This window comes from Finegoldia magna (genome assembly GCF_018371055.1).
Taxonomy (GTDB): Bacteria; Bacillota; Clostridia; order Tissierellales; family Peptoniphilaceae; genus Finegoldia; species Finegoldia magna_I.
In genome coordinates this window covers 1-9,756 of the sequence record NZ_JAGYZD010000045.1, presented here as the reverse complement: position 1 = coordinate 9,756, position 9,756 = coordinate 1, and the positions used below count along the sequence as shown (strand labels likewise).

7 protein-coding genes and 2 pseudogenes are annotated in these 9,756 nt (G+C 29.5%); 6 read left to right on the top strand and 3 right to left on the bottom strand.

Translation table 11 applies throughout. The features are described from left to right. From KHW44_RS03295 to KHW44_RS03280, 4 genes and pseudogenes are all read left to right on the top strand, one after another. A pseudogene (locus tag KHW44_RS03295) lies at nt 1–388 on the top strand (SAM-dependent methyltransferase); the annotation flags it as partial. Nucleotides 389–476: 88 nt separating this feature from the next. Beyond that, a complete protein-coding gene (locus tag KHW44_RS03290; RefSeq protein WP_094203682.1) occupies nt 477–680 on the top strand; it encodes a cold-shock protein in 204 nt (67 codons plus the stop codon). A gap of 51 nt (nt 681–731) precedes the next feature. Then, nucleotides 732–1,610, top strand: coding sequence for an Hsp33 family molecular chaperone HslO (hslO, locus tag KHW44_RS03285; protein WP_304065928.1), 879 nt, complete (start codon nt 732–734; stop codon nt 1,608–1,610). Nucleotides 1,611–1,623: 13 nt separating this feature from the next. Next, nucleotides 1,624–2,964 carry an MATE family efflux transporter gene (locus KHW44_RS03280; RefSeq protein WP_304065925.1) on the top strand — a complete coding sequence of 447 codons (1,341 nt, stop codon included), beginning with the start codon at nt 1,624–1,626 and terminating at the stop codon, nt 2,962–2,964. Between the two features lie 40 nt (nt 2,965–3,004). Here the strand turns inward: KHW44_RS03280 and KHW44_RS03275 are convergent, their stop codons facing one another. The 3 genes from KHW44_RS03275 to KHW44_RS03265 form a co-directional block, all read right to left on the bottom strand. Beyond that, a complete protein-coding gene (locus tag KHW44_RS03275; protein ID WP_304065922.1) occupies nt 3,005–4,234 on the bottom strand; it encodes a peptidoglycan bridge formation glycyltransferase FemA/FemB family protein in 1,230 nt (409 codons plus the stop codon). A 110-nt stretch (nt 4,235–4,344) separates the two neighbouring features. Further along, nucleotides 4,345–6,975 carry a pyruvate, phosphate dikinase gene (gene ppdK / locus KHW44_RS03270; protein WP_304065919.1) on the bottom strand — a complete coding sequence of 877 codons (2,631 nt, stop codon included), beginning with the start codon at nt 6,973–6,975 and terminating at the stop codon, nt 4,345–4,347. Between the two features lie 15 nt (nt 6,976–6,990). Continuing rightward, nucleotides 6,991–7,809: a pyruvate, water dikinase regulatory protein gene (locus tag KHW44_RS03265; protein ID WP_094203677.1), complete on the bottom strand. Its 819-nt coding sequence runs from the start codon at nt 7,807–7,809 to the stop codon at nt 6,991–6,993. A gap of 206 nt (nt 7,810–8,015) precedes the next feature. Between KHW44_RS03265 and KHW44_RS03260 the strand changes: the two genes are divergently transcribed. Together KHW44_RS03260 and KHW44_RS03255 are read left to right on the top strand one after the other, a co-directional pair. Then, nucleotides 8,016–9,425 (top strand): L,D-transpeptidase family protein, encoded by a 1,410-nt coding sequence (locus KHW44_RS03260; protein WP_304065914.1) that lies wholly within the window; start codon nt 8,016–8,018, stop codon nt 9,423–9,425. A gap of 93 nt (nt 9,426–9,518) precedes the next feature. Further along, nucleotides 9,519–9,756: pseudogene (locus tag KHW44_RS03255) on the top strand (DNA-protecting protein DprA); the annotation flags it as partial.

Below are 9,756 nucleotides of genomic sequence, written 5' to 3'. Positions count from 1 at the left end.
ATACTCAGAAAAATTACAGAATTTGTTCTCAAATATTAATGAAAATTGTAAAGGAGTGTTTATGTTTGATGTAAACACTCCTTATAAGCTAATAGAAGTAATGGGTAACAATCACTTTGTGTATGAATATGAGGATATTTTTTATACTTGGGTTAATCAATATTATGAAGAAGATAATTTGATAGATTTTTATATTGACTTTTTTGTGAAAAATCAGGATAATTCTTATCAAAGGATTAGGGAAACTCAAACAGAAAAAGTTTATAGTTTGGATGCACTAAGATTTATGTTGTACAACAGTGGATTTAATACTGTTAAAATAATAGATTTTGATACAGGAAAATCTCTAGAGGATTATACACAACGTGCATTATTTATATGTAATTAGGTTATGACAATTATTTCGTTGTATATTTTTATTTTGTATGTTATATTAGTATAGTAAATGAAAACTACGCTAAATTATTGGAGGAAATATGACAAAAGGAACTGTAAAATGGTTTAATGCAACAAAAGGCTTCGGATTTATCTCAACAGAAGATCAAGGAGATGTATTTGTTCATTATACTGCATTAGAAGATAACGGCGAGTATAGAAAATTAGACGAAAATCAAGAAGTTGAATTTGATATTGCCGAAGGACCTAGAGGTCTTCAAGCTTGTAATGTAAAAAAATTATAATAAAATATTATTAATATGCCCCTTTCTAGGGGTTTTTTATTTGGAGGTTATATGATAAATAAATTATATATTGCTACCGATTCCACAGAATCATTTAGATTTATAATTGTTGATTCTACAGAGTTAGTACAATCAGTAAGAGATATTCATAATACATCAGCAACAGCATCTGCTGCATTGGGAAGATTGAGTACAATGGCTTCAATTATGAGTCACGAATTAAAAAATGACAAACATAATATTACATTAAATTTGCAAGGAAACGGATATGGAGGAATGTTAATATCTACAGTAAACGGTAGAGGAGAGGTAAAAAGTTATGTAAGTCATCCAGAAGTTGATTTACCTCCAAAATCTAATAAAAAATTGGACGTTGGTAATTTTGTAGGTAATGATGGTCTTCTTACAGTAATAAAAGATTTGAAATTAAAAGAACCTTACATAGGTCAAACTAGTCTAGTAAGTGGTGAAGTAGCTGAAGATTTTAGCAATTACTTCTATCAATCAGATCAAAGACCAACTGTTGTCGCTTTGGGTGTATTGGTAGATACTGATTTATCAATTAAAAGTGCTGGAGGCTTATTTATTCAAGCATTACCAGGATATGATGAATCATTAATTGATAAATTGGAAAAAGATATTAATAAATTCCCACCAATTTCTTCTCTATTTGTAACACACGAAAATCCATTTGACGTGTTAAATAAATTTTTTGCAGACTTTGATTTAAAATTATTAGGCGAAAAAGAAGTGAAATATCTATGTGATTGCAATAGAGATAGAGTTGAAAGATCTTTAATTTCATTGGGAAGAGAAACATTGAATGAATTGATAGAAGAAGATGGCAAGGCTGAATTGGTATGTGATTTTTGTCATGAAAAATACAACTTTACTAAAGACGACCTAATGGAATTAAGAGATAATATATAGAGGATGGTGTTAATTGAAAACTAGAAATCTTACTGAAGGTAATATTTATAAGGAATTAATAAGCTTATCATTACCAATTATGGCAACATCTTTTATTCAGATGAGTTATAATTTGATGGACTTATTTTGGTTGGGAAGACTATCTATTGAATCAGTGGCTGCAGCTGGAACTGTAGGGTTTTTTGGATGGTTAAGTTATGCAATATGTATGATGCTTAGTGTAGGTGTACAAATATCTGTAGCAGATAGCATTGGTAAAAAAGATATGGATTCTGTACAAAAATACATATCTAATGCTATAAAATTTGCCTTAATAGTTGGATTTGTATTTATTTCCTTAATGGTTTTATTTAAAGTGCAAATAATACATTTTTTTAATCTGGATGAATCTGTTACAAAACTAGCTTTTGAATATTACGGATTTTTTGTGGCTTCAATATTTTTTAACTTTATAAATCCAGTTTTAACTGGAATATTAAATGGCCAAGGGGAAAGCAAAATTCCTTTTATAATAAACACAATTGCATTGGGAATTAATATAGTATTAGACCCTGTTTTGATATTTGGATTTGGATTTATAAAACCAATGGGAATAAAAGGGGCTGCTCTTGCAACTTTTATCGCTCAAATGTCTGCATGTATTATGTTTATGATAGTTAGATTTGAATATTTTAAATATTTGAAGGAAAAAATGCATTTAATTTATGCAAAAAGACTTTTTGATTTAGGATTTCCTATAGCTCTTCAAGAATGCCTTTTTGCGACATTTTCTATAATAATGGCTGCTATTATAGCTCATTGGGGAAAAGAAGCTATAGCGGCACAAAAAATAGGCAATCAAATAGAATCTATAACTTGGTTAACAGTTGGTGGATTGAGTGTTGCATTATCTACTTTCATTGCTCAGAATAATGGAGCAAAAAACTATTCTAGAGTAATGGAAGGTTATAAAAAAGGAATGAAAATATGTATTGGTATAGGAATATTTACTACTATATTTTTATTTACTTTTGCACCTCAATTATTTAAGCTATTTATTCCAGATGATCCTAATACGTTAAATATAGGGGTAGTGTATTTAAGAATATTATCAATCTCAGAAATATTCATGTGTGTAGAAATAGCTACTACAGGATTTTTTAATGGAATTTCATTAACAAAGTATCCTTCAATAAATGGAATTATATTTAATTTCATAAGAATTCCATTATCTCTTTTAGTTATGTATAATAACTTGAGAATAGAGTGGATATGGGTAATTATATCCTCACTTGTTATATGTAAGGGAATTAGCTTGTTTATTGTATTTTACAGAAAAGTGTACAAAAATAAATTAAAATATTTATTGGATTAAAAAACAAGGATTGATATCATAATCAATCCTTGTTTTTATATTATCTGTGTTTTAAAGCGAACTCAAATAATTTATTGATAAATTTATTAAATACTATGTCAAACTCTCCAATTGTAGCTAACATTTCAGTACCAAATCTTTTCTTAAATTCATATAGTCCGGCTTCATGGTCTTCAACATTATCTTCCGGAGTATAACCTGATACTCCTCCGAAATCATACGAAGTGCATCCTTTTTCTATAGCTCTTTTCATCATAGTCCATTGCATTAAATAATTTGGACTTAAATCTCTAAAATCATTTGAAGATGCTCCGTAAAGGTAATATGATTTCTTGCCACAAAATGTTAACAAAGCTCCTGATAATACAATTTCATCAACACCATTTTCAATATATTCATTCATTTGGTCAATCAAATCTTTACATCTTGCTCTTCTATTATCTAATACATCTAGTTCCTTTAAAAAATTATTCTTTTTCTCCTCTGTTATATCTTTTTCCAATTTATTTTTAGTTTTGAGTTCTTGTTTATCTATTTGATCTAACTCATTTTCATTGGATTTCTTTACACTTGAAGGTATAAGTTTAGTTAGATATAATTCACAATCGTCATCTGGAGCTAAAACATCATATAAATTCTCAAAATATTCGTGACTTCTATGATTAAACTCATCTCTTTTAGCTGTAATTTCCATTAATTTTGAAAACTTAGATAATTCATTCTTGTCACATTTTTTACATTCAAGTCCGTTCTTCAATGATTTTTTTACAACACTTTTAGTTCTAGATTGAAAAGAGTTCATGACTTCTTTTTCAGATTTATCTATATCAGTTATCATATAATATCTAGGTTGATTGTATTCTAATCCTTTTTTTAAACCGTGATGATAGCATCCAAGTTCTTTTAAGTAATCAATCAATCCATCAATTTCTACGGAGACTTGAGGGTCAAATTTCAAAGAAAAAACTTTATTCTTTTTACAGAAATCCTTTAAAATTTGGATAGTTGCTTTTAAGTCTTCTTTATTTTCATAATCAATTACAGGTCCTTTTGGAGCATATGCAAAATAATAGGGAAGAACCGGGAGTTTTTTTAATAAGATTAAACAAGCGCCAACAAGTTTTCCGTCTTTTTTTATTCCAATATTCTTTCCGATCCATCCTTTTTTTACGAACTGCCATTTATATATTTGATTTAATTCTCCATATTTATGGTTTTTAACAAAATTATCATGCTCTTCACTACTAAGTGTAACCATTTCGTAAGCCATTTTATCACTTCCTTAACTTCATACATTATACCATAAATTGTGCCTATAATAATTTAATAGAAACCAAAAAAAGATAGAGTAAACATAGTTACTCTATCTAATAAAACTAATTATTTTAATTTTTCTCTTGCTGCTGCTTGAGCTGCTGCTAATCTTGCGATTGGAACTCTGTATGGGGAACAAGATACATAATCTAATCCAATTCTGTGACAGAATTCCACACTTTCAGGATCTCCACCGTGTTCACCGCAAATACCTACGTGCAAATCAGGATTTGAAGATTTACCTCTTTCAATAGCAATCTTTATTAATTGACCAACACCTTCTTGGTCTAATCTTTCAAATGGACTTCTTGAATAGATTTTCTTTTCTTTATATTCTGATAAGAATTTACCTGCATCATCTCTTGAGAAACCAAATGACATTTGAGTTAAGTCATTTGTACCAAAACTGAAGAAGTCAGCTTCTTCGGCAATTTCATCAGCCATTAAACATGCTCTAGGTATTTCAATCATAGTACCAATTTGATAATCTAATTTTTGATTTGTTTCTTCAAATACTTGATTGATTTCTTCAATTATTTGATCCTTAACGTATTTTAATTCTCTCTTTTCCCCAACAAGTGGAATCATAATTTGAGGAACTATTTCATGTGAAGTTTCTTCTTTAACTTTTAGAGCAGCACTAATAATTGCTCTTGCTTGCATTCTATAAATTTCTGGATAAGTTACAGCTAGTCTACAACCTCTGTGTCCAAGCATTGGGTTTACTTCGTGAAGTTCTAAAATAATATCATTTACTTCATCATAAGTTAAATCCATTTCTTTCGCTAATCCTTCAATGTCATGTTTTTCTTTTGGTAAGAATTCATGAAGTGGTGGATCTAAAAGTCTAATAGTAACTGATAAATCTCCCATTTCTTTATAAATGTTGTAAAAGTCTTCTTCTTGGAAAGGTCTTAATTTATCAAGTGCTTTTTGTCTTCTTTCGGTAGTGTTTGAAAGAATCATCTGTCTAACAATTGGAATTCTTTCTTCGTTGAAGAACATGTGCTCAGTTCTTGTTAATCCAATTCCTTCAGCACCAAATTCTTTTGCTTGATGTGCATCTTTTGGAGTATCTGCATTAGTCTTTACACCTAATCTTTTAATTTCATCAACCCATTGCATAAATTGAGCAAAGTTACCAGTAAGTTGTGGACTTACTTTAGAAATTTCTCCTTTATAAACATAACCAGTGCTACCATCTAATGAAATCAAATCTCCTTCTTTGATTTCGATATTTTTACCTCTGATTACTTTGTTTTCTTCATCTACTCTAATTTCACTAGCACCTGCTACACAACATGCACCCATTCCACGTGCAACTACTGCAGCATGTGATGTCATACCGCCTCTTGCAGTTAATATACCTTCGGCTTTAATCATACCTTCGATATCTTCTGGAGATGTTTCTTGACGAACTAATATTGATTTAATGCCCTTAGATGCAGCTGTTTTACAATCTTCAGCACTGAAATATACGTGACCACTAGCGGCTCCAGGTGAAGCAGCTAAACCTTTTGTAATAACTTCTGCATTTTCTAATTCTTTTTGATCAAAGGTAGGGTGTAGGAGTTGATTTAAACTATTTGGTTCAATTCTTAAAATAGCTTCTTCTTTTGAAATTAAACCTTCATTTACTTGATCTACTGCGACATTTAGAGCACTGATAGCAGTTCTTTTTCCGTTTCTAGTTTGAAGTAAATATAATTTAGAATTTTCTATTGTGAATTCCAAATCTTGCATATCTCTGTAGTGTTCTTCCAATCTTTTAGTTATAGAATGGAATTGTTCATATACTTCAGGCATAACGTCTTGTAATTGACTGATTGGTTGAGGAGTTCTTATACCAGCAACAACATCTTCACCTTGTGCATTCATTAAGAATTCACCAAATAATTTATTTTCACCAGTTGCAGGGTTTCTTGAGAAAGCAACACCTGTTCCAGATGTATTTCCCATGTTACCGAATACCATTGATTGAATGTTTACTGCAGTACCTAAATTATCGTCGATGCCGTTTAATTGTCTGTAAATTTTTGCTCTAGGATTATTCCAAGATCTGAAAACTGCTTCTATAGCATATCGTAATTGATCGATAGGGTCTTGTGGAAATTCTTCGCCCATTTCTTCTTTGTAGATTTCTTTGAATTTTTCAACAATTTTCTTTAAATCTTCGCTATCAAGATCTGTATCATCTGTAACGTTTTTTTCTTCTTTTATTTTATCTAATTCGTTTTCAAATAATACTTTAGGAATTTCTCTTGCAACATCTGAAAACATTTGAATAAATCTTCTATATGAATCATAAGCAAATCTTTCGTTATTAGTTGATTTAGCTAAGCCAATAACAGATTTGTCATTCAAACCTAGGTTTAAGATTGTGTCCATCATACCTGGCATAGATATTACAGCGCCAGAACGAACAGAAAATAGTAGAGGATTTTCTTCATCGGAAAATTTCTTGTTTAATTCTTTTTCTGTTTCTTCAATATGAGATTTGATTTCTTCAAATAATCCATCCCATAATTTTTCATCTTCTTGATAAAATTTGTTACAAGCTTCAGTAGTAATAGTAAATCCTGTTGGAACAGGTATATCCATATTAGTCATTTCGGCTAAGTTGGCACCTTTTCCACCAAGAAGGCTTCTCATGTCTTTATTACCTTCTTTAAAACCGTAAACATATTTTTCTGTCATTTAAAAAACTCCTTTTTAATCATTCATTTTTTTTAGATGTCTGATAATAACTTCTGCCGTTTCTTCAATTGCTCTGTCAGAAACGTTTATGATAGGACATCCGATTTTCTTCATTACCTTCTCAGCATAATCTAATTCGTCAAGTATTCTACCCAAATCAGAGTATGTACTTTCAGTTGGCAATCCCATAGATTTTAGTCTTTCTTTTCTGATTTTGTTTAGTTTATCAGGAGAGTTAGTAAGACCAATGACTCTTTTTGGTTCGATTTCAAAAAGTTCCTTTGGGACTGGTGACTCTGGTACAAGTGGAATATTACAAACTTTGTAATGCTTATTTGCAAGATACATGGATAATGGTGTTTTCGAAGTTCTAGAAACACCAATAATCGTTATATCAGCTCTGGATACTCCTCTTGGATCTTTTCCATCATCGTATCTTACGGCAAATTCTATTGCATCAATTCTTTTAAAATAATGTTCGTCAAGCTTACGTAAAGCACCTGGATTCGTTGCTGGAGATCGTTTTGTTAACCTTTGAATGGCTACAATTGATGGAGTTAAAATATCTACCGATATGAGATTATTCATATCGCAGAATTTTTTTAAACTATCAATTAAACTTTCTTCAACTAAACTATAATATATGATAATATTATCCATTTCTAAACATTTATTTAATGTAGAATTAAGATGCTCAATAGATCGGATATGTCCAAATAAGTGAAATTTAGCATTTTCACAAGTAATATCAAATTGAGCTAAAGCAGCTCTTGCTATTTGATCACCTGTGTCCCCGGTAGAATCAGATAAAACTACCAGATTAATATTTTCCATAATTCACCCCTTTATTTGTATTATCAATTTAATTATACATCATTTTTTACAATTTTAAAGCAAATCTTTGTTATTTTATTTTAAATTATCACAAATTTAATTAAGTATTGATTATAGAAAAAGTATAATTTAATATAAATGTTTACTAATGTTGTGTATTTATGATATCATTCTAGGTACAGAAATAATTAATAGAAGGTGATAAATTGAAAAATGATTTACAAAAAGATGAAGACAATAAAACTAGTCAAATGAATAATGAGTCTTCAAAAAATAATAGTATTTATAAACTGAAAGAATCACAAAAATCACACTCATGGATTTGGGTCGTATCAATTCTTTTAGGTATTTATATATTAGTTTCAATATTTTTTAGCTTCATGACTTATCCTAACGCCAAAATCAATGGTGAAAGTTTAGGTGTAAGAAAAATTTCTGATGTTAAAAATATTTTTGATGAACAAACTACATCAATTATTGGAAGAGATAATAAAACTGTTACATTGAATAATTCACAAGCGGGTTTAAAACAAGTTGCTTTGGAAAATCAAACCTATGTACAACATGGTTTTTTGTGGCCAGTAGAACTTATAAAAGGAATAGAAACAGATGTAAAAGTTAAGAAAAGTGTAGATTCTGAAAAATTAAAAGAAACGATTAAAAATAGTGAGCTATTCAAAAATATCAAAGAACCAAAAAACGCCCAATTGATTTTTGAAAACAAAAAAGCAATAATCAAACCTGAAGAATTAGGTAATAAACTTGATTTAGATAAAGTTTGTGAATCCGTAATAAAAGGATTTAATGAACACAAGGATGAAATCAAATTATCTTCAGAATATATTAATCCTCAAGTTACAAAAAAATCATTGGAGCCAAACAAAAAAGAACTTGAAAATATTGCAAAAGCTTCTATTACCTTAAAATTGCCAAACGGAGAATCACAAAAAATAGAAGATAATTCTATGTTCTTAGATGAAAATTATAAGTTTGAAGATAAAAAAGTTCGAATTTTTGTAGATGACTTGAAAGAAAAATATGAAGTTATCGGAAAAGATTTTGATTTTACAACTCATAATGGTAAATCTATAAAAGTTAAAGCAAAAGTTTTTGGAAATGAAATTAACAAAAAACAAACAGTAGCTGTGATTACAGATGCTTTAAAAAACGGTAAAACCATAGACAGTGATTTAGTATATAGCAGAAGAAGCCAAAATAATGGAGTTCTTGGAAAAAGCTATATTGAAATAAGCTTGGGAGCACAACATTTGTGGTATTTTAAAGATGGTAAACTAGTATTAGACACACCTGTTGTTACAGGAGATCCATCAATTGACCACGAAACACCAACTGGACTATTCGAAATATGGTCAAAAGAAACTGATAGATTTTTAAGAGGATACAATCCAGATGGATCAAAATATAAAGTTCACGTAGATTATTGGATGCAAATTGATTATACTGGTGTAGGAATTCACGATACAAAAGGAAGAGCCGCCTACGGTGGACAAATCTTTAATGGCGCTGGTAGCCATGGTTGTATAAATACTCCGATAAATCATGTTCGTACAATTTTCAATTCAGCAGAAAATGGTATGCCAGTAGTAATATATTAATTAATTAGTCGATTATTTTATAATAGTCGACTTTTTTTATTGTAAAAAAATAAAAATTAATGGTATTCTATATGTAAAGAAAAGGGGTAAATTATGGATTCAGATTTATTATTATTTTTGAGTAGTTTAAACACGAATTATTATTGGATAGGTCCAATTATTGAAAATTATAATACATTAGATGATATTATCTACGATAATGCAAAAAAACTTCTAGAAGTAGATCCTAAAATTTACGAATTTATTCTAAAAAATATGAAAAAATTCGATATAAATTTGTACAAAGAAAAATTATGGAAAAACAGTATAAAATTTACTACATACGGTGATT